The sequence below is a fragment of the Nocardia sp. NPDC047648 genome (genome assembly GCF_040642815.1).
GTDB classification, from domain to species: Bacteria; Actinomycetota; Actinomycetes; order Mycobacteriales; family Mycobacteriaceae; genus Nocardia; species Nocardia gamkensis.
Genome location: NZ_JBEYSX010000003.1, coordinates 517,706 through 542,616, shown reverse-complemented (window position 1 = coordinate 542,616; position 24,911 = coordinate 517,706). Strand labels below are relative to the sequence as shown.

Annotated in this window: 30 protein-coding genes; 16 read left to right on the top strand and 14 right to left on the bottom strand. The window is 67.9% G+C overall.

Annotated features, from left to right (window positions below; all coding sequences use genetic code 11):
• Positions 1-103: 103 nt before the first annotated feature.
• Both ABZ803_RS11190 and ABZ803_RS11185 read right to left on the bottom strand, forming a co-directional pair.
• Positions 104-424 (bottom strand): WXG100 family type VII secretion target, encoded by a 321-nt coding sequence (locus ABZ803_RS11190; protein ID WP_357035369.1) that lies wholly within the window; start codon positions 422-424, stop codon positions 104-106.
• Between the two features lie 33 nt (positions 425-457).
• The gene (locus ABZ803_RS11185) at positions 458-748 is read right to left on the bottom strand and encodes a WXG100 family type VII secretion target (protein WP_357035366.1); all 291 of its coding nucleotides are present in this window, start codon (positions 746-748) and stop codon (positions 458-460) included.
• 173 nt (positions 749-921) lie between these two features.
• Here ABZ803_RS11185 and ABZ803_RS11180 point away from each other — a divergent pair, with 173 nt between their 5' ends.
• A complete protein-coding gene (locus tag ABZ803_RS11180; protein WP_357035364.1) occupies positions 922-1,095 on the top strand; it encodes a hypothetical protein in 174 nt (57 codons plus the stop codon).
• A gap of 44 nt (positions 1,096-1,139) precedes the next feature.
• Positions 1,140-1,478, top strand: a complete 339-nt coding sequence (locus tag ABZ803_RS11175; protein WP_357035361.1) for a hypothetical protein — start codon at positions 1,140-1,142, stop codon at positions 1,476-1,478.
• Positions 1,479-1,552: 74 nt separating this feature from the next.
• On the opposite strand, the gene ABZ803_RS11170 is transcribed toward ABZ803_RS11175, so the two are convergent.
• Positions 1,553-2,722, bottom strand: a complete 1,170-nt coding sequence (locus ABZ803_RS11170) for an acetyl-CoA C-acyltransferase (protein WP_357035358.1) — start codon at positions 2,720-2,722, stop codon at positions 1,553-1,555.
• A gap of 111 nt (positions 2,723-2,833) precedes the next feature.
• Between ABZ803_RS11170 and ABZ803_RS11165 the strand changes: the two genes are divergently transcribed.
• Positions 2,834-3,352: a helix-turn-helix domain-containing protein gene (locus tag ABZ803_RS11165; protein ID WP_357035356.1), complete on the top strand. Its 519-nt coding sequence runs from the start codon at positions 2,834-2,836 to the stop codon at positions 3,350-3,352.
• Between the two features lie 298 nt (positions 3,353-3,650).
• Here ABZ803_RS11165 and ugpC read toward each other — a convergent pair whose 3' ends face one another.
• From ugpC to ABZ803_RS11150, 3 genes are all read right to left on the bottom strand, one after another.
• A complete protein-coding gene (gene ugpC, locus ABZ803_RS11160) occupies positions 3,651-4,733 on the bottom strand; it encodes a sn-glycerol-3-phosphate ABC transporter ATP-binding protein UgpC (protein ID WP_357035353.1) in 1,083 nt (360 codons plus the stop codon).
• Positions 4,734-4,824: 91 nt separating this feature from the next.
• Positions 4,825-5,811 carry a phosphotriesterase-related protein gene (locus ABZ803_RS11155; protein ID WP_357035350.1) on the bottom strand — a complete coding sequence of 329 codons (987 nt, stop codon included), beginning with the start codon at positions 5,809-5,811 and terminating at the stop codon, positions 4,825-4,827.
• A 125-nt stretch (positions 5,812-5,936) separates the two neighbouring features.
• Positions 5,937-7,196, bottom strand: coding sequence for a helix-turn-helix domain-containing protein (locus tag ABZ803_RS11150; RefSeq protein WP_357035347.1), 1,260 nt, complete (start codon positions 7,194-7,196; stop codon positions 5,937-5,939).
• Between the two features lie 154 nt (positions 7,197-7,350).
• On the opposite strand from ABZ803_RS11150, the gene ABZ803_RS11145 reads away from it, so the two are divergent.
• From ABZ803_RS11145 to ABZ803_RS11120, 6 genes are all read left to right on the top strand, one after another.
• Positions 7,351-8,145: an LLM class F420-dependent oxidoreductase gene (locus ABZ803_RS11145; RefSeq protein WP_357035344.1), complete on the top strand. Its 795-nt coding sequence runs from the start codon at positions 7,351-7,353 to the stop codon at positions 8,143-8,145.
• 150 nt (positions 8,146-8,295) lie between these two features.
• Positions 8,296-10,092, top strand: a complete 1,797-nt coding sequence (locus ABZ803_RS11140; protein WP_357035341.1) for an ABC transporter substrate-binding protein/permease — start codon at positions 8,296-8,298, stop codon at positions 10,090-10,092.
• Positions 10,093-10,818 (top strand): amino acid ABC transporter ATP-binding protein, encoded by a 726-nt coding sequence (locus ABZ803_RS11135; RefSeq protein WP_062975790.1) that lies wholly within the window; start codon positions 10,093-10,095, stop codon positions 10,816-10,818.
• A 108-nt stretch (positions 10,819-10,926) separates the two neighbouring features.
• Positions 10,927-11,223, top strand: coding sequence for a hypothetical protein (locus ABZ803_RS11130; RefSeq protein WP_040871160.1), 297 nt, complete (start codon positions 10,927-10,929; stop codon positions 11,221-11,223).
• Between the two features lie 32 nt (positions 11,224-11,255).
• On the top strand, positions 11,256-12,095 hold the full coding sequence (locus ABZ803_RS11125) for an alpha/beta hydrolase (RefSeq protein ID WP_357035336.1): 840 nt from the start codon (positions 11,256-11,258) through the stop codon (positions 12,093-12,095).
• Positions 12,096-12,192: 97 nt separating this feature from the next.
• A complete protein-coding gene (locus tag ABZ803_RS11120) occupies positions 12,193-12,597 on the top strand; it encodes a nitroreductase family deazaflavin-dependent oxidoreductase (protein ID WP_357035334.1) in 405 nt (134 codons plus the stop codon).
• Positions 12,598-12,618: 21 nt separating this feature from the next.
• On the opposite strand, the gene ABZ803_RS11115 is transcribed toward ABZ803_RS11120, so the two are convergent.
• The 5 genes from ABZ803_RS11115 to ABZ803_RS11095 form a co-directional block, all read right to left on the bottom strand.
• Entirely contained in the window at positions 12,619-12,861 is a 243-nt protein-coding gene (locus tag ABZ803_RS11115; RefSeq protein ID WP_357035331.1) for a hypothetical protein, read from the bottom strand.
• A gap of 219 nt (positions 12,862-13,080) precedes the next feature.
• The gene (locus ABZ803_RS11110; RefSeq protein ID WP_357035328.1) at positions 13,081-14,337 is read right to left on the bottom strand and encodes a CHAT domain-containing protein; all 1,257 of its coding nucleotides are present in this window, start codon (positions 14,335-14,337) and stop codon (positions 13,081-13,083) included.
• The gene (locus ABZ803_RS11105; RefSeq protein WP_357035325.1) at positions 14,334-15,860 is read right to left on the bottom strand and encodes a tetratricopeptide repeat protein; all 1,527 of its coding nucleotides are present in this window, start codon (positions 15,858-15,860) and stop codon (positions 14,334-14,336) included. Before ABZ803_RS11105 ends, ABZ803_RS11110 begins: the two co-directional genes overlap by 4 nt.
• A gap of 1 nt (position 15,861) precedes the next feature.
• Entirely contained in the window at positions 15,862-16,881 is a 1,020-nt protein-coding gene (locus ABZ803_RS11100; protein ID WP_357035322.1) for a hypothetical protein, read from the bottom strand.
• Entirely contained in the window at positions 16,881-18,230 is a 1,350-nt protein-coding gene (locus tag ABZ803_RS11095; RefSeq protein ID WP_357035459.1) for a hypothetical protein, read from the bottom strand. The genes ABZ803_RS11100 and ABZ803_RS11095 overlap by 1 nt, the downstream gene beginning before the upstream one ends.
• A 186-nt stretch (positions 18,231-18,416) precedes the next feature.
• Between ABZ803_RS11095 and ABZ803_RS11090 the strand changes: the two genes are divergently transcribed.
• The 6 genes from ABZ803_RS11090 (at position 18,417) to ABZ803_RS11065 (ending at position 22,314) form a co-directional block, all read left to right on the top strand.
• Positions 18,417-19,022, top strand: a complete 606-nt coding sequence (locus tag ABZ803_RS11090) for a hypothetical protein (RefSeq protein WP_357035319.1) — start codon at positions 18,417-18,419, stop codon at positions 19,020-19,022.
• 578 nt (positions 19,023-19,600) lie between these two features.
• Positions 19,601-19,984, top strand: coding sequence for a hypothetical protein (locus tag ABZ803_RS11085; RefSeq protein WP_357035316.1), 384 nt, complete (start codon positions 19,601-19,603; stop codon positions 19,982-19,984).
• Between the two features lie 204 nt (positions 19,985-20,188).
• Positions 20,189-20,722: a VOC family protein gene (locus tag ABZ803_RS11080; protein WP_357035313.1), complete on the top strand. Its 534-nt coding sequence runs from the start codon at positions 20,189-20,191 to the stop codon at positions 20,720-20,722.
• Positions 20,715-21,521, top strand: coding sequence for a MerR family transcriptional regulator (locus tag ABZ803_RS11075; protein ID WP_357035310.1), 807 nt, complete (start codon positions 20,715-20,717; stop codon positions 21,519-21,521). Before ABZ803_RS11080 ends, ABZ803_RS11075 begins: the two co-directional genes overlap by 8 nt.
• 165 nt (positions 21,522-21,686) lie before the next feature.
• Positions 21,687-22,004, top strand: a complete 318-nt coding sequence (locus ABZ803_RS11070) for a type II toxin-antitoxin system RelE/ParE family toxin (RefSeq protein WP_357035456.1) — start codon at positions 21,687-21,689, stop codon at positions 22,002-22,004.
• Positions 21,994-22,314, top strand: coding sequence for an XRE family transcriptional regulator (locus ABZ803_RS11065; protein WP_357035307.1), 321 nt, complete (start codon positions 21,994-21,996; stop codon positions 22,312-22,314). The genes ABZ803_RS11070 and ABZ803_RS11065 overlap by 11 nt, the downstream gene beginning before the upstream one ends.
• 218 nt (positions 22,315-22,532) lie before the next feature.
• Here ABZ803_RS11065 and ABZ803_RS11060 read toward each other — a convergent pair whose 3' ends face one another.
• The 3 genes from ABZ803_RS11060 to ABZ803_RS11050 form a co-directional block, all read right to left on the bottom strand.
• Positions 22,533-23,069 carry a hypothetical protein gene (locus ABZ803_RS11060; RefSeq protein ID WP_357035304.1) on the bottom strand — a complete coding sequence of 179 codons (537 nt, stop codon included), beginning with the start codon at positions 23,067-23,069 and terminating at the stop codon, positions 22,533-22,535.
• 100 nt (positions 23,070-23,169) lie between these two features.
• Positions 23,170-23,406 carry a hypothetical protein gene (locus tag ABZ803_RS11055; RefSeq protein WP_357035301.1) on the bottom strand — a complete coding sequence of 79 codons (237 nt, stop codon included), beginning with the start codon at positions 23,404-23,406 and terminating at the stop codon, positions 23,170-23,172.
• Positions 23,396-23,884, bottom strand: coding sequence for a DNA-directed RNA polymerase subunit beta (locus ABZ803_RS11050; RefSeq protein WP_357035298.1), 489 nt, complete (start codon positions 23,882-23,884; stop codon positions 23,396-23,398). Before ABZ803_RS11050 ends, ABZ803_RS11055 begins: the two co-directional genes overlap by 11 nt.
• Positions 23,885-24,138: 254 nt before the next feature.
• Here ABZ803_RS11050 and ABZ803_RS11045 point away from each other — a divergent pair.
• The coding region (locus ABZ803_RS11045) for a helix-turn-helix transcriptional regulator (protein WP_357035295.1) at positions 24,139-24,911 on the top strand (773 nt) is incomplete at its 3' end.

Genomic DNA, 24,911 nt, shown 5'->3' with positions numbered 1-24,911 from the left:
ATATTCGGCCACTCGCCGTCAATCGACATCCAGAATCGCGACGCGACATCGGCGAGCATTTGTGCGGTGTCGTAGTAGACCGGCACCGACACGTCGAGCACGGTCACTGCGCGGCCCCGACGCCACCGCTGCCACCCCGGCCGAGTATGGCGAGGTTGGCCGCTACGGCATCTTCGTATTCCTTACGTGCGGACGCGGCAGCGGCTTTCATCTTTGCCAGCCCGTCACGAATTTTCGCGGCGGCAGCGGTCCACTCTGCGTGAGCCGTCGCGTGTGCGTCGGCCGCCTCGCCGCTCCAATTGCCCTGGACGGCCGCTACACGCTCATCGATCTCGCGCAACGAGTCCTCGACGAACCCGTTCAGCCCCTCCATGCGGGCGGTCACGGCTTCCAGGTGGGCCAGGTCTACTCGGTAATCGGTCAAAAGTCTTTGCCTTCAGTGGATTTGGGTCGGTTGTCAGATCGGCGGCAGGCTCAATGAGCTGTATCGGTCGGCGGCGGCGGTGTCGGCGGCCGCACTGCGATCCACCACCACGCCCAGTAAGTCGGCCATGTCGGCCAGTGCTTCGAACACACCGAGTGCGGCGGTGTGTGTCTCGTCCCAGGCGACCGCGTAGGCGGTAGCCGCCGCGCCGCGCCAGCTCGACATGAGTCCGTCGACTTCGGCGCCGGCCGAATGCAATCCGCTGATCAGTGCTTGTGCGGTCTGCTGCACATAGCGCCCGGTATCGGAGACGTGTTCAGGCACCACGGTGAAGGTGGTTGTGGCGGATGGATTGTGCGTCAACTTCTCTGCCCTCTCATCCCCCCACAGGATGGTTTCGAATAGTTGGACGTACCGGGTAGTCGTTCGGTTCCATCCGAATTGCAATCTCTCACATCGAGTCTGGATCTGCTGAACTACGTCCTGGCTGGGCCTTCGTGGTGTCCTGGGGCGGCACCGCGTTCGCGATCGTCGGCGTGACCGGGATGCTCATTCTGGCCGCGGTGAAGCGCTGGTACATGTGGTACTGGCCGGTGCTTGCGATCGTGCTGATCGTCGCCTCGTTCGGCGGCGGCCTCGCCCTGGCGTCCCGGGTCTACCCGGGAAACTGAACCGCCGAGATGCCGGGTGGCGGTGCGCCGGTCATGCTGAAGGCATGGCGTGGCATTTCCGGCGGCGAACGACCGATGCGCTGCGCGTGGCGCTGGGTTCGGTGATCGTGCTCGGATTCGGCTGGCTGATGGCGTCTTTCGTCCCGCTCTACGATGTGCTCGCGCGCGACGGCGACGCCGGGAGTGGAGCGGGGTATCTCCCGTGGGCGCAAGTTATCGCCTGGACCGGCATCGTGGCATCGGTGCTCGCGGCGGTGTTCTCGGCGCTGGAGAGAGTGCGCGACGGCAGGCCGATCGCGTGGACCCCGCTCATCGCGATCCCGCTGATTCTCGAATCCTGGTTGGTCGGTTTCCTGATCGCGGCAGTACTCGTTTCGTACTGATCGGCCGCGGCCGAACGCCCGCCACCGGGGTGCGTGTTCGCGCGACGAACACGCACCGCCGGGGGCGCGGCTGATCACAACCTTTCGACGATGGTGGCGTTGGCCAAACCGCCCGCCTCACACATGGTTTGCAGGCCGAAGCGGGCGCCGCGGTCCTGCATGGCGTGCACCAGCGTGGTCATCAGGCGCGCGCCGGACGCGCCGAGCGGGTGGCCGATGGCGATCGCGCCGCCGTTGACGTTGACCTTCGCCAGGTCCGCGCCGGTGTCGTGCGCCCAGGCCAGCACCACCGGCGAGAACGCCTCGTTGATCTCGACCAGATCGATGTCCGACAGCCGCAAACCGGCGCGCTGCAACACTTTCCGGGTCGCCGGGATCACCGCGGTGAGCATCAGCAGCGGGTCGTCACCGGCCACCGCGAAGCTGTGCAGCCGGGCGAGCGGTTTCAACCCGAGTTCTTTCGCGCGCTCGCTGGTCATGATGAGCACCGCCGCGCTGCCGTCGCTGACCTGGCTCGCGGACGCCGCCGTGATTGCCCAGCCGATCTGCGGGAAGCGGGCGGCCATGGCCGGGTCGTAGTAGGCGGGCCGGAGTGCGCCCAGCGTCTCCAACGTGCTGCCGACCCGGATGCCCTCGTCGGTGGTGAGCCCGTTGATCGGCGCCAGTTCCCGGGCGAACAGGCCGTTCTTCGTGGCGAGCGCGGCCTTGTCGTGACTGGCGAGCGCGAACTCGTCCAGCTGCGTGCGGGTGAGTCCCCACTTCGCCGCGATCAGCTCGGCGCTGATGCCCTGCGACACCAGGCCGTCGGGGTAGCGCTCGGCGAAGCCGGCGCCGGAGATATCGTCCGAACCGACCAGATTGGCGCCCATGGGGATTCGTCCCATCGACTCCACGCCCGCGGCGACCACGATGTCGTAGGCACCCGCGATCACGCCTTGCGCGGCGAAGTGGATCGCCTGCTGGCTGCTGCCGCACTGCCGGTCGACAGTGGTCGCGGGGACGGATTCGGGATATCCGGCGGCCAGCGCGGCGCGCCTGGTCATGTTCGCGCCCTGCTCGCCGAACTGGGTGACGACGCCGCCGATCACGTCGTCGACGAGTGCGGGATCGATGCCGCTGCGGTCCACCACCTCGCGCAGGCTGTGGGCCAGCAGGTCCACCGCGTTGACATTGTGCAGTGCGCCGTTCGGCTTGCCTTTGCCGATCGGGGTGCGTACCGCTTCGACAATCACCGCGTCTCTCATGGTGCTTCCTTCCGGACCGAGAGCCGGGCCGCCATGCCTGGCTCTATTAACACATAGTCAGAGTACCTCTGGCAATAGTTGAAGCAAGTCAGCTTCGGTATGATGTTCGTCATGGCAGCAGTGATGGAAGGACCGTTGGCCGATCTCAGCGCGTGGAAGGCCGACGAATGCTCGATCGCGAAGGCGATGGACCTCATCGGCACCCGCTCGGCGGTGCTCATCCTGCGCGAGGCGTACTACGGGACGCGGCGGTTCGACGGGTTCGCCAGCCGGGTCGGCATCACCGACGCGGCGGCCGCCGCCCAGTTGCGCAAACTCACCGAGGCGGGCTTGCTGGCGAAACGGCCGTATCGAGAGGAAGGCAAGCGCACCCGGCACGAATACGTGCTCACCCGGATGGGCCGGGATCTGCTGCCCGCCGTGCTGGCGCTCATGCAGTGGGGGGACGCCTACTTACAACCGGGACCGGCCCCGCTGCTGTTGGTCGAGGAGGCCACCGGCGACCCGGTGCGGGTGCAGGTGCGCAGCGAATCCGGCCGCGAGATCGAACTCGAGGAACTGGGCGTGCGGCTCAACGACGAATACGCACGGCGGCGGCGCGAACGCCGTCGATCGGACGCGGCGGACTGACCGCGCCGGGCTCGCTCCGGGCGACCGTGTTCCGGGGCTGGCCTGGATCGCTGCCCAGCTGACGCGGGGCTGCTGCCGGTCCGCTCGTCCGGCTGGGCGAGCGGACCCCCTGGACGCAGCGCTCAGTCGGACCCCTGGACGCAGCGCTCAGTCGGACCCCTGGACGCAGCGCTCAGTCGGACCCCCGGGCGCAGTGCTCAGTCGGACCCCCGGGCGCAGTGCTCAGTCGGACCCCTGGACGCAGTGCTCAGTCGGACCCCTGGACGCAGTGCTCAGTCGGACCCCCTGGACGCAGTGCTCAGTTGAGCCTGCGCCCGTCGATGTCGAAGAAGTAGATGTGCTCGGCATCGGTGGCCAGCCGCAGGCGGGTGCCCTTCGCGGGCGGGTTGCGCCAATCCGCGCGCGCCACAATGGTTTCCCCGGCGCCGTCGGTCGCGCCCTCGGCGCTGGTGCGGCCGTAGATGTAGGCGTCGGAGCCGAGCTCCTCCACCACGTCCACTTCCATCTCGATGCCGGAGCCGTCGCCCAGCTCGAAGTGCTCCGGCCGGATGCCGACGGTCACGGTGGCCCCGGCGGGGTCCGCCACCGAGCGCGGCAACGCGAGCGTGTGCCCGCCCAATTGGACCCGGCCGTCGGCGACCGGAAGCGTGAACAGGTTCATGGCCGGTGAGCCCATGAATCCCGCGACGAACACGTTGGCCGGATCGCGGTAGAGGTCGCGCGGCGTGGCGCACTGTTGCAGCAGGCCGTCCTTCAGCACGGCGACCCGGTCGCCCATGGTCATCGCCTCGACCTGGTCGTGCGTGACGTACACCGTGGTGGTGGCGAGCCTGCGCTGCAACTGCGCGATCTGGGTGCGGGTCTGCACCCGCAGCTTCGCGTCCAGGTTGGACAGCGGCTCGTCCATCAGGAAAACCTGCGGCTGGCGCACGATCGCGCGGCCCATCGCGACCCGCTGGCGCTGGCCGCCGGACAGCGCTTTCGGCTTGCGATCCAGGAAGGGCTCCAGGTCCAGCAGCTTGGCCGCCTCCAGCACCCGCTTCTGCTTCTCCGCCTTGGCGACCTTGGCCAGTTTCAGCGCGAAGCCCATGTTCTCGGCAACGGTCATGTGCGGGTAGAGCGCGTAGTTCTGGAACACCATGGCGATATCGCGTTCCTTCGGCTCGGCGTGCGTCACGTCGTTGTCGCCGATCAGGATGCGGCCGCCGTCGACGTCCTCCAGCCCGGCGAGCATGCGCAGCGAGGTCGACTTACCGCAGCCGGAGGGGCCCACCAGGACCAAGAACTCACCGTCCTCGATCTCCAGATTCAGCCGATCCACCGCTGGTGTGGTGGACCCGGGGTAGAGCCGCGTCGCGTTGTCGAAGGTTACCGTGGCCATGACGAATTCACATCCCATCCCGGCAGGAACGTGCCGGACGATCCGAGTAAGGGTGCGGCGATCCTATCGGGCCGGTCGGCGATGAGCTATGTCAGCGTGTGCGAGCCTCGAAGAACGCGCGCGGAACGTCCACCAGCATCGCGCCGATCTGCTCCTTGGTGACGCCGCGATCGAGCACGTAGGGGAAGACGTCTTCGAACAGGTGGGTGTAGTGCCACTGCGGCAGGGCGGCCATGGCGGCCGGCTCGATCCAGTCGATATAACAGTTGGCGTCCTGGGACAGCACCATTTGGTCGGTGTAGCCGCGGCGCACCATTTCGATCAGCGTGTCCGCGCGGGCTTCGAAGGTGGTGTCGAGATTGATGCCGAAGCGGTCCATGCCGAGGACGAAACCGGAGTCGGCCAGGTAGGCGAGGTGATCGCAGTCGGTGGTGTCGCCGCTGTGGCCGAGCACGATGCGGCGGGGGTCGACGCCTTCTTCGTCGCACATCACGCGCTTCACGTCCAGCCCGCTGCGTGACTCGGGATGGGTGTGCACCGTGATCGGGACGCCGGTCGCGAGATGGGCCCGGGCGACCGCGCGCATCACCCGCTCCACGCCCGGGGTGAGACCTTGCCGGTCGATCGCGCACTTGAGCATGCCCGCCTTCACGCCGGTGCCCGCGATGCCGTCGCGGATGTCGCCGATGAACATGTCGACCATCGGGTCGGGGACCTGCGCGCCGACGATGTCGTTCAACGCGGGCCCGCGGTAGTGGAAGAAGAACGGGAGATCGCCGTAGGTGTAGATACCGGTGGCGACCACCAGGTTCAGCGGCACTTGCTCGGCGATCCGCTGGATGCGCGGGATGTAGCGACCCAGTCCGACCACCGTGGGATCGACGATCGTGCGCACACCGGCGTCGTAGGCGACTCGCAGCCTGCGCACCGCGTCGGCGATGCGTTCGTCCTCGGAGCCCCATTCGGCCGGATAGTTCTGCTGCATGTCCCCGGTGAGCACGAAGACGTGCTCGTGCATCAATGTCACTCCGATATCGGCGGTATCGATCGTCCCGCGCACCGTTTCCAGCGTTGACATGGCGGTTTCTCCTCAGCTCAGCTGCACATTCGGGGGAATGCTACGAACCGGGATGTGAGGTGGACCATATTCGCCGACACCGAAACTTCGTACAACTTTCGTGCGTTGCGCACAGAGCGGTCGGCTCAGAGCGCCGGGTTCGGTCGCAGTACCGCCGGTCCGAGCCAGCGCGCGGCCTGCAACGCCAGGTGCAGGTGCAGCGTGCCGTCGCGATCGTCGAAGACGTGGCCGATCAGCTCGACGGCCTGCCCCACCCGGTACTGGACGGTGTTGCGATGGACCGCCAACTCCTGCGCGGCCGCGGCGTAACTGCGGTTATTGGCGAGGAAGACACGCAGCGTTTCGCGCAGCCAGAGATTGCGCTGGCTGTCGGTGGCGAGTTCACCGAGGCAGTCGGCCACGTATCGGCGTAGTTCCTCGATGTCACCACTCAGTAGGGCGATGGCCGCCACCTGCTCGTGCGACACCGCCCGGGGCGCGCCGTCTCCGGCGAGCAGCACGAGTTCGCGTACCCGGTCGGCTCGGCGCAGGCTGCGACGGAATCCCTCGACACCGCCGCCGCACCCCCCGATCGCCACCCGCACCGGCAACGACAAGGCCGACAGCGCGCGCTGGATGGCGTCGACATCGATCGTCAGGTCGCGGGAGACGGAGAACCACATCCGGATCTCGCGTTCGTCGGTCGGCACCAGCAAGGCCCGGCGCGGGTTGCCCAACAGCGGCACCAGCGCCGCGCGAACGGCATCGAGGACGTCCATCGCGGCCCGCGCCGAGAGCTGCGGCTCGGTCCAGGCGTTCACCGCGACGTGGTGGCCGGTCAGGGGATAGCGCAGCACTTGCTCGGCTCGGCCGATGTCGTCCGCCGAGCCGTCCAGTACCCGGGCCACCCACTCCTGGCGCAGGCCGCCGCGGCTGCCCACCCACCGGTCGCGTTCCTGTTCGTAGGCGACGCCGACGTGCTCGCACACCCGGTCGATGTACACGGCGGTGCGATTGACGATCCGGATGATGGCCGCCGCGCTGTCCGGACCGCCCAGTTCCACGGCGTAGCGCATCGCGACATCGAGAAACCCGGCATGTCCCACCCGGTAGGCGCGGATCAGGGCGGACAGCGGGACGTCGCGCTGGGCGAGCGTGCGCGCGTACACCAGCGCCCGCGCCGGGGCGTGCACCTCGTGCTCGGCGGCGTCGTTCTGCACGAAGTCCAGCACCGACATCAGGTTGTCGGTGGTGCCCGCTTCGAACAGGCCGCGCAGCCTGGTGTCCGAGTCGAGCGCCGCGACCTGCGCGCGCATGGACGCCGACAGCTCGGCGAGCAGCCGGTCACGATCACGCAGGATCGTCGAGACGACCGAGCGGACCACATCGTCGTCGCCGTCGGTCACACCCGGCACCTCCCTCCGCCCGCTCGGCATCGCGTCCCCAACCTAGCTCGCGCCGGGCGTGTCGGCGCGCGCCGTGGACCGGTGGGCTGCCTGCGGGACGGCGACCGCGCCGGTAGCCTCGGGCGGGGGCGGGCCGAGCGACGAGGAGAGTGCCATGAGTCGTCCAGTTCGTATCGGAGTGCAGCTACAGCCGCAGCACGCGCCGGAGTACCGTCTCATCCGCGACGCCGTGCTGCGCTGCGAGGACGCGGGTGTCGACATCGTGTTCAACTGGGACCACTTCTATCCCCTCACCGGCGATCCCGACGGCGCGCACTTCGAGTGCTGGACGATGCTGGGCGCGTTCGCCGAGCAGACCGAACGGGTGGAGATCGGCGCGCTGGTCACCGGCGGCGGCTACCGCAATCCGGACCTGCTGGCCGATATGGCGCGCACCGTCGATCACATCAGCGGTGGCAGGCTCATCCTCGGCCTCGGCGCGGGCTGGTTCCAGAAGGACTACGACGAGTACGGCTACGAGTTCGGCACCCCGGGCAGCAGGCTGGAGCTGCTGAAGGAGACCCTGGCCCGGATCAGCGCCCGGCTGCCGAAACTGAATCCGCGCCCGACCCGCGACCTGCCGATCCTGATCGGCGGCGGTGGCGAGAAGAAGACGTTGCGGCTGGTCGCGCAGTACGCCGACATGTGGCACACCTTCGCCGACCTGGACGTGCTCGCGCACAAGAACAAGGTGCTCGCCGAGCATTGCGCCGCCGCCGGCACCGACCAGGCGCGCATCGAACGCTCGGTGCAGTGGCCGGGGCTGGAGAAGGCGGCCGCCTTCGTCGACGCGGGCGTGACGACCTTCACCATCGGGGTCAGCGGCCCGGACTACGATCTGGGCGCGGTCGCCGCCGCCGTCCGATGGCGTGACGAGGTCAATCCGGAACCGGTCAGCGGCCTGGCCTGAGGACGGATTGCCTGCCGGCTGTCGTGTCGCCGCGTGGCGTTCGGATCAGCGTGATCGAAATCTCGGCGGCTACCCCGGCATCGGTTTCCCATGCCTGCGACCCTGGGGTAGCTGTGGAATAGCAGATTTTCGCGGCTAGGGTTGTCCGTCATGGCTGTTGTGCCCGCTGTGCGGTCTCGTGCGTTGATCGCCGTGTTATTGCTTGCCGTCGGTCTCAGCGCGACGGCGTGCGGTTCCGGCTCCGACGACGCGGCCACGGAGCGCAATCTCTGCGCGCCGCCCGGCGTGGCCGCGGCCTCCGCCGCGCCGACCAACCTGGCCTCGGCGGCCGCCGCGGGCAGCGACCGCTACACCACCGCGACCACCGTGCCGCTGAACTCCATCGACGTCTCGAAGCTCGGTTTGATCACGCCCGGCAAGCTCAGCGTCGGCACGCTCTCGGACGCGCCGCCGAGCATCTGCGTCGACCGGCAGGGCACGTTCACCGGCTTCGACAACGAACTGCTGAAGGCGATCGGCGCCAAGCTCGGCCTCCAGGTGGAGTTCTCCGGCACCGAGTTCGCCGGGTTGCTCGCCCAGGTGTCCGGCGGCCGTTTCGACGTGGGCTCGTCCAACATCACCACCACCGACGCGCGCCGCCAGCTGGTCGGCTTCACCAACGGCTACGACTTCGGCTACTTCTCCCTGGTGGCGCCGAACGGCAGCGCCATCAAAGGGTTTTCCGACCTGAACCGGAGCACCCGGATCGCCGTGGTGCAGGGCACCGTGCAGGACGAGTTCGTGGTGAACCAGCTGCATCTGGACCCGGTGAAGTTCCCCGACTACAACACCGCCTACGCCAACCTGAAATCCGGCCAGGTGGACGCGTGGGTCGCTCCGTCCGCGCAAGCGGAGGGCGCGATCGCGCCGGGTGACGGAATATCGGTCTCGCAGAACACTTTCAGCTTGGACAACTTCGTCGGGTACGCGGTCGCCAAGAACAACCAGCCGCTGATCGACGCGCTCAACAGCGGCTTGGACGCCGTGATCGCGGACGGCACCTACGCCGAGCTCTACACCGACTGGGTGCCCAGGCAGCTGCCCCCCGGTTGGAAGCCCGGCTCCAAAGCCGCGCCCGCGCCGCAGCTGCCGGACTTCGCCGCGTTGGCCGCGGGCAAGCAAACGAATGAGACGCAGCAGAACGCGCCGAAATCCACCGTGCAGCAGTTGAAGGACACATTCTTCGACTGGTCGCTGTACCGCAAGGCCTTCCCCGACCTGTTCAAGACGGGTCTGCCCAATACCCTGATCCTCGCGGTGGTCTCGGGTGCGCTCGGCACCGTCCTCGGCATGCTGCTCGCGGTCGCCGGGATCTCGCGGACCCGCTGGCTGCGCTGGCCCGCCCGGGTGTACACCGACATCTTCCGTGGTCTGCCCGCCGTGGTGATCATCCTGCTGATCGGTCTCGGCGTCGGCCCGGTGGTGCGCAACCTCACCGGCAACAACCCGTACTGGCTCGGCGCCGTCGCGCTGGCGTTGCTCGCCTCGGCCTACATCGGCGAGATCTTCCGCTCCGGTATCCAATCGGTCGAGGCCGGGCAGCTGGAGGCGGCCCGCGCGATCGGGTTCGGCTACCGCCAAGCGATGACGCTGGTGGTGATCCCGCAAGGCGTGCGCCGGGTGCTGCCCGCGCTGATGAACCAGTTCATCGCCCTGATCAAGGACTCGTCGCTGATCTACTTCCTCGGCCTGCTCGCCACTCAGCGCGAGTTGTTCGCCGTCGGTCGCGACCTCAACGCGCAGACCGGGAACCTCTCGCCGCTGGTGGCCGCGGGCCTGGTCTATCTGATCCTCACCATCCCGCTCACCCACCTGGTCAACTACATCGACCGCCGGATGCGGACCGGCAGGCCCGACCGGCCGATCGACCAAGTCGAGGCGGCCACGATCACGGAAGGGCGCGGATAGATGAGTGCCTCCCTCACCGGTACCGGACTGCACCTGACGCTCGGGCACAACCATGTGCTGCGCGGGATCGACATCCACGTGGACGCGGGTAAGACCGCCACCGTCATCGGGCCGTCCGGGTCGGGCAAGTCGACCCTGCTGCGGGTGCTGAACCGGCTCTACGAGCCGGATCAGGGCGACGTGCTGCTGGACGGCAAGTCCGTGCTCACGGAGAACCCCGATCGCTTGCGCCAGCGCATCGGCATGGTGTTCCAGCAGTTCAACCTCTTCCCGCACAAGACCGTCGCGGAGAACGTCGCGCTCGGGCCACGCAAGCTGCGCGGCTTGTCCAAGGACCAGGCGCGGGCGCTGGCCATCGAACAGTTGGAGATCGTCGGCCTCGCCGACAAGGCCGATACCCGCCCCGCCAACCTGTCCGGCGGGCAACAGCAGCGCGTCGCCATCGCGCGGGCGCTGGCGATGCGACCGGAACTCATGTTCTTCGACGAGGCCACCTCGGCGCTGGACCCGGAACTGGTGAAGGGCGTGCTCGCCCTGATGGCCGACCTCGCTTCCGGCGGCATGTCGATGGTCGTGGTGACCCACGAGATGGGCTTCGCCCGCAGCGTGTCCGACACCGTGGTGTTCATGGACCAGGGGCAGGTCGTGGAGACCGGCACGCCCGACGCCTTGTTCGACGACGCGCAGACGCCCCGATTGCAGCGATTCCTCGCGCAGGTGCTCTGAGTCGGCACGCCGTGCCAGCACACACAAGGCAATCTCTATTGATGCGCACCTGCTAATGTATTTGTCATCACGATTCCAGCTATCCGTGCCAGGAAAGAGGGAAATTCGATGACCACAGCACACGCGCAGCACACCGGCCACGACCATGTGCACGGCCCGGACTGCGGGCACACCGCGTTCCAGCACGGCGATCACATCGACTACGCCCACGATGGTCATCTGCATCGCGAACACCAGGGGCACTACGACGAATGCGAGCGGTCGGGGCACACCGAGTGTGGCGATCATCCGCATCAGCACGGTCCCAACTGCGGCCACGAGGCCGTCCAGCACGGGGATCACGTCGACTACGTGCACGACGGCCACCGCCACGCCGTCCACGACGGTCACTTCGACGAGCACTGACCGCGTCGGTACCCGGTTCTAGAGTCGGGCAGGTGATCGAAGAACTCGAGATTCGCACCGGAGCGGGAACCTTCGACGTACTGGCCGCCGGCTCTCCCGGCGACCGGGAGGTGCTGCTGCTGCACGGATTTCCGCAGGGCGCGCGCGAGTGGGAGTTCCAGCTCGGGGTGCTGGGCGGAGGCGGGTGCCACGCCGTGGCACCCGACCAGCGCGGATATTCGCCGGGTGTGCGGCCGGAGCGAGCCGCCGAATACCGGCTCGAGGAGTTGGTCGGCGACGTGGTGGCCATCGCCGACGCGCTGGGCTGGGAGCGTTTCGACCTGATCGGGCACGACTGCGGCGCGCTGGTCGGGTGGGCGGTGGCGGCGGAGCTGCCGCAGCGGGTTCGCACGTTCGGCGCGGTATCGCAGCCGCATCCCGCCGCGCTCCAGCAGGCGATGGCCGAGGACGAGGACCAAGCGCAGCGATCCCACCACCTGATCACGCTGCGACAGCCGCGCACCGCGGAGCGGACCTTGCTCGCCGACGACTGCGCCGCACTGCGCCGGATCTTCGAGTGGAAGATCCCGGAGGAACGTGTCGAGGAGTACGTGCGCAGGCTGGCGCAACCCGGCGCGCTCACCGCGGCGCTGAATTGGTATCGCGCCATGGATTCGGCGGGTCCGATCGGCCCGGCGAGCGTGCCCACCCTGTACGTGTGGGGCACCGAGGATGCCACCATCGGGTCCACGGCGGCGCTGGCCACCCGGAAATACGTTTCCGGCCCGTACCGATTCGAGATGCTCGAGGATGTCTCGCACTGGATTCCGGAGGAGGCGCCCGAGGCGCTGACCCGGCTGCTGATCCAGCACCTGCTCGCCCATCGCGCCTGAATGCGTTGGGGACGCGGCCGATCCCGGCGTTTCCCGGACAGGGCATGCGACCGGACGGAAGGCTGAGCTCGTCGACCACAATCAAGGGAGGTGAACCGTGGACGTCAAGGAAATCAATCGGCGAACCATCGCCGCGTTCCGAGCGGGCGGCGAGATCGACGGCATGCAGCGCGACCGTCTGATCTTGCTGACCACCACCGGCCGCAAGACCGGCGCCCCGTACACCACCCCGTTGATGTACCACCGCGACGGTGACCGCCTGCTGATCGTCGCGTCCAATGTCGGTGCGCCGAAGCACCCCGACTGGTATTCCAATCTGCGGAAGGACCCGCACGTCACCGTCGAGGTGGGCCAGGAGAGCTATCCTGCGCTGGCCACCCCGCTGACCGGTGACGACCGCGCGCGCACCTGGGCGATGCTGAAGAACACCTATCCGTTCTTCGCCGAACACGAAATGGGCACGTCACGGGTCATCCCCGTGGTCGCACTCACGCGGATGTGACGACGCGGCGGACTGTGCTGCTCAGCGATGGGCAGGCGCGTCGGCGTGGGAAGACGTCGCATCGGCTCGATGGGCGGCGACCAGGTCGAGCAGAGCGGTCAGGTTGTCCGGGTCGGCGGGATCGACGACGCCCTCCGGTAGGGCCAGTTCGGTGAGCCGTTGTCCCCGATGGAAGGCGGCGGGGCGCAGCGGCGGTGCGTCGTCGGGTTGTCCGAGGATGGTGGCGATGTTCCCGTCGTTGTCGTAGACGGCGTAGTAGCGCATTGATGGGCTCCTCAGAGGCCGGTCGAGGCGGTCATCCGACTGGTGTTGCGACTTCTCCTGATCAGGAATCGTGATGGCTGACGGCGTTGAAGCTTATCCACACGTTCGATGCTGAGTGTCGGTTTGCGCAGGAGTAGCGTTACCCGTTTTCGTTCGAATCTCACGGCATCGCCGCACGTAGACCGGTATATGGAGACCGGTGGGCATGGTTTGCCCGAATCAGGCGCAGACGGTAGCGAAGGCCGCCCAGAGCACCGGGGAATGCTCGATCCGGCCGGTGTCGCGCCAAGCGGTCGAGCGGTCGCGCTGCCATGCGGCGAGGGCGGTCACCGGGTCGGGTTGCTCGTGCGCCTCGTCGATGGCGCAGATGGCCTCCTGGAGCGGCAGGGCTTGCGCTGGTGCACCCGCGACGCGTTGGAAGGCGAAATCGGTGGGCAGCGGCCACCGGCTCGCGGTGACCAGTTCCGCGCCGCCGGTGATCATCGCGGCGGTCAAGCCGAGCGCCTCGCTGAACCGCAGGTCGCCGCCGCTCTCACAGGCGATCAGCGCGACCCGGCTCGGCATCGGCCACAGCTGCGGTCCGGCAACGGGATCCGGATGGATGGTGTGCGTGCCGAGCAGCAGGTCCTTGGCCGAGAGCGGCCGGTGCGTGCGCGATGGTTCGGCGAAGCCGACGGCGTCGGCGGTGCAGGCCAGGTGCAATTCGGCGTCCTCGCTGCGGCCGGATTCGGGCGCGGCGGCGGTGACATGCCCGACGTAGATCAAGCGGCTCGCGCCGGTGCGCAGGGCGGCGCCGAGCCAGTCGCGATCGACATCGGTGCGCCGGAAAGCGTCCAGCGGGCCTGCGACCTCGGGCCGCAATCGGTCCTCCGTGAGGTAACGCGCCATCCGCCGCGCGAGCGGAGCTTCGGGGGTCATCCGGCCCAGCACCGAACCGAGCGTCGAATCGGCGCGGAAACCGGGGATGCGCGGGTCCAGCACCGCGACGATCGGATGCGCGGCGGTCTCGGTCCAGGCGCGTGCGATCCGCCCTGGCGCCTGCACGACGCTCGCCGGGGCGAGCAGGCTGACGTCGGCGATATCGATCAGCCGGACGTCGCGGTCCGGCGCGATGAGCTCCCACGGCACCTGGGCGACCCGCGGTGCGGGTTGCAGCCGGATATGCGGGCGCACGCCGCGCTGCCACAGCTCGTAGAGCTGCGCGGCCAGGCCGTAGGGCAGCAGTGCTCGCGAGAGCGCCTGTGCCACCGCGTATTCCCGGTCGTAGTCGGCGAACGCGCCGGTGGTGAGGGCCTGCTCGAGACCGCCGGGTTCGGCGGGCCGGGGGAGCGCGTCGGCCAGCAGTCCGACCGCCCGCATCGCCGCGTCCTCCGGAAGCACCGCCGCGCCGCGGGGTGCGCTGTCGTCGACCCACCGCCACGACACGTAGATGTCTCCCGCGTCCGCCATCCGGACGAGCACCGTCGGTCGCGTCATACCGTGAGCACCCGATCGTCGCGGATCACCCGGCCATAGCGCTGCTCGGCGGCGGCGATGAACGGCGCGAGTGCGATCCTTCCCTCGGCGGCCAGTGCCAGGCGTGGCGGCGGCGCGACCGGCAGTCCTGCTCCGGCCGCGACTTCGGCCAGGGCGGCGCCCAGTTGCAGGGCGGCGCTGCCGGGATGATCGGTGAATTCCTCCGGCGGATCGAGCAATTCGAGCGGAAGCCTGGTGGGAGCTTCCCGCTCGGCCCGATCGAGTGCCAACGTCGTCCCCGCGCACTGCGTTTCGACCAGGTCGGCGACGAGGACGCCACTGCCGGAAAGGTAGGCGAAGCGGAACGCCAACCGCATCGCCGGGTCGGCGATCTGCCGGTTCCATTGCTCGCGCTGCGTGCCGTTCGGCAAGGTGTGGCGCACGGCGTCGATGGCCAGTGCGGCGGGAACGGCGATTCCGACGGCACGCGCGAGCATCTCCGCCTGCGGCGATTCGGTCGCGCCGATCGCGCCTTCCAGGAGCGTCGCGTGCCAGAAATCGAGCTGTGCGCAGTGCAGGCCGAGGCCGCGCTCGGCATAGATCGCGAACGCCGTGGCGAGCAGCTCCTCGCACTCGCCGACCCGCCCGGACCGGAATGCCACGGTGGCCGAGCGAATACGCACGTCCGCGGCGTCGAGCACGGCTTCGGACGCGACGAAGTACGCCAGGCTGCGCTCGTAGAACTCCCGCGCGCTCGCCAGATCACCGCGGCCCTCGGCGAGAAAACCCATGGTCTTGAGGCCGATCCCGGCTCGGTGCCCGAGCCCGGCCTGCTCGAAATACTCCTGGCTGGAGCGCAGCGGCGCCTCCGCCTCGTCGTACCGCTCGACGCGGACGAGCATGGTGGCGAGGTTCTGTTCGGTCTCGGCGACGGCGTTGCGATCACCCGCCGACTCGAACGCGGCGAGCGCCTGCCGCGCGAAATCGACGGCCAAGTCGCGGCGGCCGGTCTCGAAGTAGGTGGCGGCGAGATTCATCAGCGGGTGGCCGGCCAGCTGCGGCGCGAAACGCCGGGCGACTTCCAGCGATTCGGTGGCCAGTTCGGCGGCGTAGGCCCAGTTCTGCCGGTGCAGAGCGACGGCGGTCAGGGAGAGCAGGCAGGCCACGCGCAGCACACCCAGGTCGGTGTCGGTGTTGTCGGCGAGCAAGGCCCGCGCCTGCTCGAGCGCCGCCTGCGCCGCGTCCAGCTCGCCGAGATGCTGGAGCGCCTGCGACATGTTGACCAGGGCATTCGGGCGCAATCGCGGTGCGTGCTCAGGCATCTCGGCCAGCGCCGAGCGGTACAGGGCGAGCGAGGCGGCGTGGTCGCCGAGTTCGTCGGCCATGCTCGCGGCGTTGATGATCGCGCCGAGCCGGATGTCGCCGGTGGTTCGTTCGGCGGCGTCCTCGAAGAGGCGCTTGGCCTCGGCCGGGTCCCCTCGGGTGTACGCCGCCGCGCCCGCGGCGAGCAGTTCGCGGCCGTCGTCGGGAGTCGGCTCGGCCATGTCAGAAGTCCGAATCCGATGCGGCGGCCGCGATTTCCGCCAGTAAGAGGGCATCGACGGGATTGCCGGACGCGTCGTCCGCGCGGTGCAGCCGCGCCGTGACCAGCTCGCGAATCCGCGCTCGCCGGGTCGCCGCGTCCGGCTCCTGTTCGTCCACGCCGACGCCGGGAACGTAGACCTGCACGGTCACGCCCGCTTCCGCACCGGCCGGGGCCGTAATCTCGGCCCGCCACAGGTCGCCCTCGCGCAGCAGCGGCACATCGGCGGCGTCGGTCGCCGTGCGAATCCCGGCGCGGGGATGCAGGTGCGCGGGCACGTCCGCGGGCGAGAGCGGGGCGGCGACGGCGCTCACTCGCACGATCGTGGTCCCGGCCTCGCGCACCACTTCCCAGGACACGGCGCGTTCGGAAGCGTCGAGCAGGCCCGGTGGGCAGCGCTGCCAGTCCCAGCCCGCGGTGCCCCTGGCCAGGACGAGCGCGCCGGGCGCGACGGTCGCGGCCGGTCCGGCGGCCAGCGCGTAGTCCTCCGCGCGGCCGAGCGCCACGGTTGCCGTGCGCTGTTCGGTGGCCGCGTCGGCTCCGTCGACGATCAGGTCGCATTCCTCACTCAGAGCGGTTATCTCGTCCTCGAGCAGGCCCTCGTCCAGGGGGGCGATGCCATCCAGGATCGAGGCGGGCCACCAGCGTGCCGCCCAGCGCGCGTAGCCGAGCCGCCAGGCGCGCGCGGCGAGGTCCGGGAGCGCGGGCTCGGCAGGGTATTCCCCTCCGCCGCCGGTCTCCGCCAGGGCGAGGGACACCTCCGGGCCGTACACCGCCCAGATCCACTCCTGCGCGAGGTCGAGGTCGTCGAGGACCGCCGCCGGGGTCACCTGCCCGCTGAGCAGGCTCCAGGTCAGGTGTCCGCCCGCCACCTCGAGCACGAGCACGTCCACCCCGGCCCGGTCGTCCACGACGGTCGGGGCGTCGTCCGGCGCGATGATCCACAGGTCGTCGCGGCGGCGGATGCGTATGGTCGCGCTCATCAGCTCGCCTTCGATTCCGCCGCGTCCGGCTCACCCGCGTTCACCCGCACACTCAGCGCCCGCTTGACCCGCGTGCGATGGTCCAGGATTACCGAACGCGCCACACCGTCGAGCAGATCCCACAGCTCGTCCGGTTCGTGGATCGGGAACTTCCGAACATCCCTGCCGTGCAGGCGGACCCACAATCGCCGCAGGTAAGGCTGCCACGGCGTGATCAGTTCGGCGGCGATGGCGGCCAACGGGCCGGTGGGCGGCTCGGCGGAAACCACCAGCCGCCGGGCCTGCAACACATACGCTTCGCGCTGCCAGCGGCTGTTGACCACCTGATGCGCCGTGGATCGCGTTGTGTCCGGCGCGGTTTCGGCCAGACGCAGACGCGGTCGGCCCGCCGACGGTTCGCGGCGGTGCTCGATGGGCGCCAATCCGGTCGCCAGCGTGGTTCCCGCCGTCGCCGCCACGCGAAGCGACTCGTCCAGCAGCGCCCACGGCGCGCAACTCCGGGCGATCTCGGCGTCGACCAGCTCGGGGATCGGCGGCAGCTCCGCGCGTTCGGTGGACGCTTGCAACACGGTGAACACCCGCTCGTAGACGGTGCGATCGAATGGACGCCCCAGGGTCGATTTCGAGGCCGAAGCGCCGATCGCGGGGCGCAGCGGCACCGGATGCGCGGTCAGTCCCAGTTCCTGAGCGGACGCGTCCTGCCACAGCCGGATTCCGGTGTGCGTACCGGCATGGGCCGCGACCAGCCGGTCCAGGGTCCGCTGCCCGTCGGCGTCTTCGCCGAGCCGTGCCGCCGCACAGGCTTCCAGCAGCTCATCCACCTCCGCGTCGTGCTCACCGCCCGCCGGGCTGGCGAGCGGACGCCGCCGCCAGGCCAGCTCGAGCAGCCCCGCCAGCTCCCGTTCCCGGGTGTGGTCGGTGAGGTACTCCTTCAGCGCCTGAGTGGTGCGTCCCGCGGTGTACTCGTGGATCTCGCGCAGCGCGTCCTCCGCGACCGCCCGAGCCCGTGCCGGATCCGGCATGCCCGCGGTGGTCGCCAGCTCGAAACAGCGCTGGAAGTACAGATCCTGCGGGTGCCCCTCGGTGATCCGCAGCGTCCGCCGCACCTGCTTGAGCACCGTGAACCACGCCGCCGTCGCGCGCAACACATCGGCCGCCGCCTGAATGCGTGCCTCCAGCAGCACCGCTCCGTCGGCCGTCAGGATCGGCCCCGCGCACAACGGATGCTGCACGGGCCGGATCACCAACGGGTCGAGCACGAGCTTCACCGTCCGGCGCAGCGGACCCCCATGCGGACCGCTCAGCGGCTCGACCCCATCGAGCCTGCGCCACACCTCGTCGAGCACCATGGCGCGCGGTCGTCGCATGCGAGCAGTGTATTTGCCGCGACCTCGCACCGGCGTGTTCACGGCCGGCGCCCGGAAACCGGAGCGCACATACTTCGAACTGTGTGGCGTACCACACACCGTTCGATTCGACGCCTAAGGTCTGACTCGGTCCGCCCATCAGGGGCAGCTGAGTGGAGGGATTCGAAGATGAAGTTCGAGAAGATCACCGCTGCCGTTTTCCTGGCCGTCTCGGCCTTGGGCATCACCGCGGCGACCGCCCATGCGGAACCGGCCGTCACCGAGCGGCCGACCGCGGAGGTCACGGCCTCCGGTGTCGATCACGGGATCGACTACCAGATCACCGTTTCGCCACTCGACGGAGTGGTTACCGCCACCGTCGAGAACGGCAAGTTCGCGGTCACGCAGAACGGTGCGGTGGTGCTCGAGTTCGGGGACGGAGCGGTGATGACCGAAGTGCCGCAACGGTTCGCGGTCGACGGCCGTGCGATCGCGGCTGCCCAGCACATCGGTGCGGACGGACGCACCTTGACGCTGACCCCGACGGCGGAAGATATCGCGCAACTGGAGGACATCAGCTCCTACGACCGGCTCAAGGAGCAGATCAACAAGAACCTGCCCGGCGTCGTCACCGGGGCCATCGTGGGCGGTCTCCTCGGGGCATGCGTGATCCTGATCTGGGGCGTCAGCATCCCCGTGGGTGCGCTGATCGGTGCGACCGTCGGCGGCTACGCCATGGGCGGCCCGGAGTTCCTCGACGCCGTACAGGCGTTCGTCGCCAACCAGGGCCGGTGAAGGCGGCTGATTCGACGCGGCAGGTCGCTCGCGGCCCTGCCGCACGCTACGAGCCATCCCGCTGTGCACCACGGAACGGCTGTGGCAACCTGCCGGCGGCGGAAACAGATATGGCGTGAAGCCTGGTGATGAAGATGGGTTCGTGGTAGCGCGGGAGGCGAGGGATTCGCGATGTTACAAGGCACCGGACGCGGAGGAGGATTGCGACCCACGACACCCCAACTCGGGAGGCTGGTCACGATCGTGTCACCAGGTACATGAACCTGTACGACCCTCCGTGCCCACAAGCCTCATGAATAAGGACGGGCGCGAAAGACACTGCTTTGTAACAAATTTGGACATTTGACCGATAGGCCGACTCGGGTGCGGTGAGCGCGCTCATTTCGCGTTGGAGGTCAACTATGTCGCAGTGGAGGAGAAGTCCGCGCACCGTTCGGCAGTCGGTCCTGCTGGCCGCAGTCGCCGGGACGGTGGCGCTTGCTCCGGCCGCGCTTGTCATACCGGCATTCGCAAGCCCTGATCAAAGCCCGGTTACTACCGCACCCGTCACCACCGCGCCCGTGACGACGGTGCCGCCGGTGACCACTGTGCCGCCGGTGACCACTGTTCCGCCGGTGACCACTGTTCCGCCGGTGACCACTGTGCCGCCGGTGACCACCACTCCGCCGGTCACCACTGTTCCGCCGGTAACGACCGAACCGCCCGTAACGACGCCGTCATTTCCGAAACCTGCTGAGCCTGAGGACCCCTACGGCCCCGACGGCTTCGATGTCTGGGGCTACGACCGTTGGGGCTACGACCGTTGGGGTTATGACCATTACGGTTATGACCGTTGGGGTTATGACCGACAGGGCTACACCTCGCAGGGCTGCGCCCGCTCCGGCGAGGACCGGCCCGACGCCGACCGGCTGGCCTGCGAACTGCGCAGAGCGCGACCATCCACCGGCAGCGCGGGCATCTGAACCCCGCATACTTCTGCTGAACACTCCCACATCGACTCGTAGCGCAGAGAACCGCGCCGCGAGTCGATGTGGGTAGCCGGTCTGCACATCCATCCGCACCCGCAGTCGCCCAGGCCGATCCGGGGTCAGGGGCAGCGCCGCCAGGCCTCGGGCGGCGCGATGCGACTTGACCCTCACGTAGCGTGAGGCTGGAGGGTGGGGTGCATGAGTGACTACTACAACGCGTTCGAGATCAGCCCTGTGCCCACTCCCGGCCCGGATGCGGTCGCGCCGGAGCTGTTTCGTGGCATCTATGGAATGCCCGCGTTCGCGACGATCCCCACGAGCGATCTGGCGGCGTCGGTGGATTTCTGGACTCGTGGGCTCGGGTTCTTCGAGCTGTTCGGTATTCCCGGCAGGGTTGTGCATCTGCGCAGGTGGGCTTTCCAGGATGTACTGCTCGTCCCTGCGGAGAGCATTCCGGAGCAGCAGCCGACGGTGAGCTTCAGTTTCGCGTGCGTGCTCAACCAGGTCGATTCTCTTGTCGAGGCATGTCGTGCGTTGCGTCCGAACTCGGTCGACGGTCCGCGGGATACTCCCTGGAACACCCGTGACGTGGCGGTGACCACTCCCGAGAACGCACGGATCGTTTTCACCGCGGCGAAGCCTTTCGATCCGGCCAGTGCGGAGGCGCGGAACCTCGCGGCCGTCGGGATCACCCCGCCGGGCGTCCGTGGCGACAATGATGAGCATGCCTGATGCCCCTGACGCCGATGGCCTGACCGTCGGTCAGGTCTCGAAGCGTCTGGGCGTGACAGTCCGCGCGCTGCACCACTGGGATGAGATCGGGCTGGCGCGACCGTCGCTGCGCACGGTCGCCGGATACCGGCTCTACACCGCTGGTGATCTGGAACGCCTGAACCGCATCGTCGTCTACCGGGAGCTCGGACTCGGCCTGGACGATATCCGGGCCATCTTGGACGGCTCGGCCGCAGACGTGCCCGGCGCACTGCGCGCGCAGCGCACCCAGGTCGCCCAACGGATCGACCGCCTCCAGCGACTCACCGCCGGACTGGACCGGATGATCGACGCCCACGAGCGCGGCCTGCTGCTGACCGCCGAGCAGCAGGCCGCGATCTTCGGCCCCCGGTGGAACCCGGACTGGCCCGCCCAAGCCCGTCAGCGCTACGGAGACACGACGCAATGGCAGCAGTACGCCGAACGCGCGGCCTCTCGCGGTCCGGAGGAATGGCAGACCATCGCCGACGCCATCGCCGACCTCGACCGCGCCTTCAAGGACGCGATGGACGCCGGCATCACACCCGGTAGCGCAGAAGCGAATCGACTCGTCGAGCGGCACCGCGAAATCTTCGCTTCTTCGTACTTTCCTCTCACCAGGCAGATGCAGGTCTGTCTCGGCCGGATGTACGAGACCGACCCGGGATTCGCCGCCCACTACGACGGCATCCGCCCCGGCCTCGCCACGTGGTTGCGTCGAATCATCGATGCCAGCGCGCGCGCCCACAACATCGACCCCGACACCGCGACTTGGCAGTAGAGCGGGGTGAGGAAGCTCGCACATCCTGGACACCACGCTGCCGCTGTTCGAAGCGGGCCGGAGGCTGATCGGAAAAACAACGTAGTCGTTGTATAACGCTGAGGCTATAATCGATGCGTGTGGACTGTGATCCTGACGGACGAGGTCGAGGAGTGGTTCGTCACCTTGGCCCGCACCGATGCCGAGCAGGCCGCTCGGGTCGAGGCTGCCATCGACACCCTCGCCGACGAGGGGCCGCTGCTCGGTCGCCCGCTGGCGGACCGGATCAAGGGTTCGGAACTGCACCACCTAAAAGAGCTTCGGCCATTGACGACCCACATACGCATTCTGTTTGCCTTCGACCCCGACCGTCAGGCGATCCTGCTGGTCGCAGGAGACAAGGCCGGGCAGTGGAAACAGTGGTACATAGACAATATCCCGGTAGCCGAAAAGCGCTATCAACGGTGGCTCGACACGAAGGACAGTGAGGACGATGGCACGTAGTTGGAAGGACGTGAAGACTGACGTGCATGCGCAGGGACTCATCGATCCGGCGCATGTCGCCGAGGCAAAGCTGGAGATCGAAGGAGCGCAGCGGGCTTATCGGCTGGCGCAGGTCCGTAAGGCTCAGGCGCGCACACAGAGTGAGATCGCCCAGGCGATGGGTGTGACGCAGGCGCGGGTGTCCAATATCGAGCGCGGCGACATGTCACACACCGAGCTCGGCACACTGGCGGCCTACGTTCGCGCGCTCGGAGGAAAACTGCGTGTGGTGGCTGAATTCGGCAATGGCGACACTTTGGCTTTGCAATAACCGCAGCACGAAGAAAGGCCTCTCGATCGGTGAATCCCGGCGAGGATCAGCCGTTGCCACCCACCTACGACGGATGGCGCAGGCCAGGCGGTTCGATGCCGTACGGGCAGGTCAAGGGCGGTGAAGTATCTCGATCCGTCGCTGGCGAGTCTCGCTGATCATCCCCCGGTTGCGCCCTGTCGCGAACGTGTCGAAGCCCCGGAGCTGACCGGCCGAGTTCACGGCCCGTCGTACAGGCGCTCGTTCGGCAAGCGCCGTAGGCCCGTGGTGTCGCCCGGGACTACCTCTACGGAGTCGACGAAGGGGCGCTGGTGCTGCTCTTGGAGGAACCATAGTGCGGATGTGAGGCAGGCGGCGAAGTTCAGCCGGTGTCCGTCGATCACCACCGCCAGACGCACGTCCGGTTGTTCCGGGTGCGGTGACACCTGCTCTCGGGTGCGGTCGATCGGTTGGTGCGTACGCCGCATGATGCGGGCTGCCTGCATGACCACTCCCTGACGGTGTACCTCGGAAGGACCGGCTGGCGCGTCACCGGCGGTCTCCGATTTCCTGATTCTGTACAGCGCCGCTATGTAGGTGGCGCAGGTCATCGGTGGGCAATCTTGGTGGTGGTGGTAGGCCGTGCGCGCTGCCTCGTAGCTCTGCATCGGCCAGTGCGGGTTGTTGTGGTCCAACCACGAAAGGGTCCGGGCGAGGACGTTCGTGTCGTAGCACGGCCCGCTCGACTCGGCTTCGGCATCGCCGTTGGCGACCATTTGTTCGAACACCTCCCACGAAAAGGGCGGCGCGCAGCCGCGACAGCACTTCGGAGTTATGGGTGTATTGCCGCCACGCGTCACGCAGAGCGGTATCGAGTTACGCCGGAACCGGTTCCGCGCGCACCCACGGATCGCGACGCGGTTCGGTGAGGTCACACAGACGCTCGATATCCGCGTCGGAGGGGAGTGATCGGCTCGCGGCAGCCTCCGGATAGTGCTTTTCGGCACGGCTGACGCGGTACTCGAGGATCGCCGTGCTCGCGAAGAAGCAGATCGCGAGCCATGAGACGACCCCGAAAGCGATGAGCACGGGCACCATCTCGTTACCGGCCATAGCGCGGAGCCGTATCAGTCCGCGGCGGAACTTCGGACCATGCCCGTACGGCATCGACGACCGCGAGGCCGGACGGAAGGAAGGCGTTCCGAGCCGGGCTAATCCATTGCCGGATGGAGCCGTTCGGGCTCGGGGAGGGCAATGCGATGACTGCTCCCTCGCGCGCGATGCTCACGTCCTTGCGGAACATCTCAGCGAACAGCTTGACGTCGTCGTCCTCGATGTCGGGACGGACCAGAAATGTCCACCGATCCGAACGCGGATGTCCGACAACAGGTCCGAGTGCGATGCCTCTGCACTGCATGTGCGCTTTCACGGCCTGACCCAACCTGCTGGGCATCGTCACCGCCCACACCGATCCGGCACGCATCACGATCCGGCCGAGTTCCGGCGGGTCGATCACGGCGTTGAAGCCGCAATTCCTGCGATAGAACATGCAGCGGGACCTCGGGGTGTCCCCGAACGCTCCTTCGTCCATCGGTGAACCTCAACTCCCATCGAAGGCGGGTAGGGTGCGCCCGGCCCCGGCCACCCATGCTGGGAGGTGACCGGCGTCGGGAACGTGAGCGGAAGATCGCCGTCACCTGCTCACGCCGCCGGGCGCACGATCAAGGAGACACCCAAAAGCCGGTGCGGAGAGCCGATTTCAACGCAAACGTTCGCAAAAATATGGTGCTGTTTTAGTTGTTGCTGCATCCTTGTTCGAGTTGCAACGCACTCCGAAAGGTCGAGATGGCAACAGATTCCACAATCGCGCGCCGCATCCTGGGCATGCAGCTGGAGACGCTGCGCGAGCGCGCCGATATCACGAGAGAGGCCGCAGCTACCGCGATCGCCTCGGCTCGATCAACGATCTGGAAGATGGAGACCGGTCAACCGGTCCGCTTCAACCCGGTCCTCATCGAGCGCCTGTGTCAGCTCTACAACGCCACCGAGAAGGAAACTCAGGTCGTCCTCGAACTGGTCAAGGAAACCAAGGGTGCCAAGGGGTGGTGGCAGGCATTCACCGATGACACGATCCCGAAAGACTTCAACCTGTTCGTTGGCCTGGAAGATGCCGCCAACCGGATCACGTCCTACCAGACGGCTGTCTTGCCGGGCCTGCTTCAAACCGAGGACTACCGCCGAGCGCTGATTTGGGCAGAGTTCCCTAACAAGCCCGCCGAAGATATCGAACGCATGTTGCAGGTCGGCATGAAACGCCGAAAGCGCCTTACTGCCGAGAGGAACCCACTCGCCGCGGATATGTTCGTTGACGAGTCCGCCCTCTGGCGCAGGGCCGGAAGCGCCTCGGTCATGAATACGCAGCTTCAGCACCTCGCCGAGGTCGGCCAACTGCCGAACATCTCGTTACGTGTCGTGCCAGCATCGGCTGGCATCCATCGCGCGCTCTTGGTCGGCCCATTCTTTTTGCTGGAGTTCCCGCGTCACTCCACCGCAGATCTGACCATGCCTCCGGTGGTCTACATCCAGGGCTTCCTCGGCGACCTGTACCTTGAGAAACC

Coding starts and splice junctions, on each gene's coding strand:
- ABZ803_RS11175 (WP_357035361.1), top strand. CDS start 1,140: ATGGCGTGGCATTTCCGGCGGCGAACGACCGATGCGCTGCGCGTGGCG.
- ABZ803_RS11075 (WP_357035310.1), top strand. CDS start 20,715: ATGCCTGATGCCCCTGACGCCGATGGCCTGACCGTCGGTCAGGTCTCG.
- ABZ803_RS11050 (WP_357035298.1), bottom strand. CDS start 23,884: ATGGACGAAGGAGCGTTCGGGGACACCCCGAGGTCCCGCTGCATGTTC.
- ABZ803_RS11155 (WP_357035350.1), bottom strand. CDS start 5,811: ATGTCAACGCTGGAAACGGTGCGCGGGACGATCGATACCGCCGATATC.
- ABZ803_RS11130 (WP_040871160.1), top strand. CDS start 10,927: ATGACCACAGCACACGCGCAGCACACCGGCCACGACCATGTGCACGGC.
- ABZ803_RS11105 (WP_357035325.1), bottom strand. CDS start 15,860: ATGGCCGAGCCGACTCCCGACGACGGCCGCGAACTGCTCGCCGCGGGC.
- ABZ803_RS11065 (WP_357035307.1), top strand. CDS start 21,994: ATGGCACGTAGTTGGAAGGACGTGAAGACTGACGTGCATGCGCAGGGA.
- ABZ803_RS11055 (WP_357035301.1), bottom strand. CDS start 23,406: ATGGCCGGTAACGAGATGGTGCCCGTGCTCATCGCTTTCGGGGTCGTC.
- ABZ803_RS11090 (WP_357035319.1), top strand. CDS start 18,417: ATGAAGTTCGAGAAGATCACCGCTGCCGTTTTCCTGGCCGTCTCGGCC.
- ABZ803_RS11100 (WP_357035322.1), bottom strand. CDS start 16,881: ATGAGCGCGACCATACGCATCCGCCGCCGCGACGACCTGTGGATCATC.
- ABZ803_RS11165 (WP_357035356.1), top strand. CDS start 2,834: ATGGCAGCAGTGATGGAAGGACCGTTGGCCGATCTCAGCGCGTGGAAG.
- ABZ803_RS11170 (WP_357035358.1), bottom strand. CDS start 2,722: ATGAGAGACGCGGTGATTGTCGAAGCGGTACGCACCCCGATCGGCAAA.
- ABZ803_RS11145 (WP_357035344.1), top strand. CDS start 7,351: ATGAGTCGTCCAGTTCGTATCGGAGTGCAGCTACAGCCGCAGCACGCG.
- ugpC (WP_357035353.1), bottom strand. CDS start 4,733: ATGGCCACGGTAACCTTCGACAACGCGACGCGGCTCTACCCCGGGTCC.
- ABZ803_RS11135 (WP_062975790.1), top strand. CDS start 10,093: ATGAGTGCCTCCCTCACCGGTACCGGACTGCACCTGACGCTCGGGCAC.
- ABZ803_RS11110 (WP_357035328.1), bottom strand. CDS start 14,337: ATGACGCGACCGACGGTGCTCGTCCGGATGGCGGACGCGGGAGACATC.
- ABZ803_RS11060 (WP_357035304.1), bottom strand. CDS start 23,069: ATGGTCGCCAACGGCGATGCCGAAGCCGAGTCGAGCGGGCCGTGCTAC.
- ABZ803_RS11080 (WP_357035313.1), top strand. CDS start 20,189: ATGAGTGACTACTACAACGCGTTCGAGATCAGCCCTGTGCCCACTCCC.
- ABZ803_RS11095 (WP_357035459.1), bottom strand. CDS start 18,230: ATGGTGCTCGACGAGGTGTGGCGCAGGCTCGATGGGGTCGAGCCGCTG.
- ABZ803_RS11140 (WP_357035341.1), top strand. CDS start 8,296: ATGGCTGTTGTGCCCGCTGTGCGGTCTCGTGCGTTGATCGCCGTGTTA.
- ABZ803_RS11115 (WP_357035331.1), bottom strand. CDS start 12,861: ATGCGCTACTACGCCGTCTACGACAACGACGGGAACATCGCCACCATC.